Annotated in this window: 1 protein-coding gene; it reads right to left on the bottom strand. The window is 37.0% G+C overall.

Going from position 1 to position 1,437, the window contains the following annotated elements:
• Window positions 1–1,398 (bottom strand): flagellar motor protein MotB (locus tag Q8907_17025; protein MDP4275973.1); only part of this gene is annotated, 1,398 nt, incomplete at its 3' end.
• Window positions 1,399–1,437 lie beyond the last annotated feature (39 nt).

Here is a 1,437-nt window from a genome sequence, read left to right as displayed (position 1 = left end):
TTCGTAATTTTTTTTCGCATCGTAGTTTATGGTACACGACCCATTAAGAGCTGTAACAAATGTTTTTATGCTGTCCTGGTTAGAAAATAATTCAACCAAGGCAGAATCAACAGGTTGCTCATTCGTTTTATCGACCAGGGAAAGTTCAATTGAGGGACTGTTAAATTTGAAAGAATAAATATCATCGTTACCAGCACCGCCGGGTCGGTTTGAACAGAAATATCCGGTATTATTCCTTTTGTCGATAATCCATCCAAAATCGTCATCATTTGAATTTACAGGAGAGCCAATATTTTTAACTTCTTTGTAGGTTCCGTTTTCCGGGGTGGCTTTAAAAATGTCCAATCCGCCAAGGCCAGGATGGCCGTCGGATGCAAAATATAGGTTGTCCATTTCGTCAACAAATGGGAACATTTCATTACCTTCGGTATTTATAATTGGTCCTAAATTGGCCGGAGTTCCCCATATTCCATTTTTATATTCGCATACATAAATGTCGGTGCCTCCATAGCCCCCCGGCATATCGGAAATGAAATACAATAAGGTGTTATTCTTATTTAATGCAGGATGGCCGTAGGAGTACTCGTCTTTTTCAAAGGGCAATTTTTCAAATTTTCCCCATTTCCCGTTTTTTAAATTTGCGCTATAGATTTGTAGCGTCGTTCTTCCGGATTTATTTTTCCCTGCTTTAAAATCGTTGTTTTGAGTGAAGAAAATCACATTTTGTTCTGCATTAAAGGTGGCCGGTCCTTCATTCAGTTTTGAGGCAATTCCGGGGATGAAATTTTTTACGGATGAATCGGCAAAATCAAAAAAATAATAGGTCAAAAAGTTTGTTTTTTTTTCTTCAGCTGGAAATTTTTCCCCAGATCCTTTTGATCGATTGGAGAGATAAACCAAGCCGTTTTTAAAATAGGCAGGACTAAAATCGGATTGGGGAGAGTTGAATGAGACCGGTTTTATTTTGTAATACAGGGTATCTGTATAAAAAATTGCAATGTTGTTATAAGCTTCTGCCATCCTTTTCCCTCTTTTATCCCGTGGTTTTACAATAGAAAACCTGGTGTACCAAATTGCCGCCGAATCATATTTTAAATTCTGGGCCAAAGCCTGGGCATAATATAAATAATTATAAGGATCGTTATCTCCAAGTTTTATTAGTTTGCAATAGTAGGGTTTTGCATTTTTCAGACCTCCGGTCTTGCGGTAACAGACAGCTATCTTTTTGTTTACTGAACTGTCATCAGGATGAGAAGATAAATATTCGGCATAATACCGGATAGCTTCAGAATAGTTCATGTTATTATATTCCGAGTCTGCAATTTTCAGACGGATAGATTGGGCACAGACAGTAAAATTTATTAATAAAATCAACAGACTGCTAAATGGTGCTTTCATCCTATATTGATTTAAAACTGTTTTACCTTCACAATATTC

This window comes from Bacteroidota bacterium, from assembly GCA_030706565.1.
Classification (GTDB): Bacteria; Bacteroidota; Bacteroidia; order Bacteroidales; family JAUZOH01; genus JAUZOH01.
Note: the sequence above shows the minus strand (reverse complement) of the source record. Positions and strands in the feature narration are given on the sequence as shown.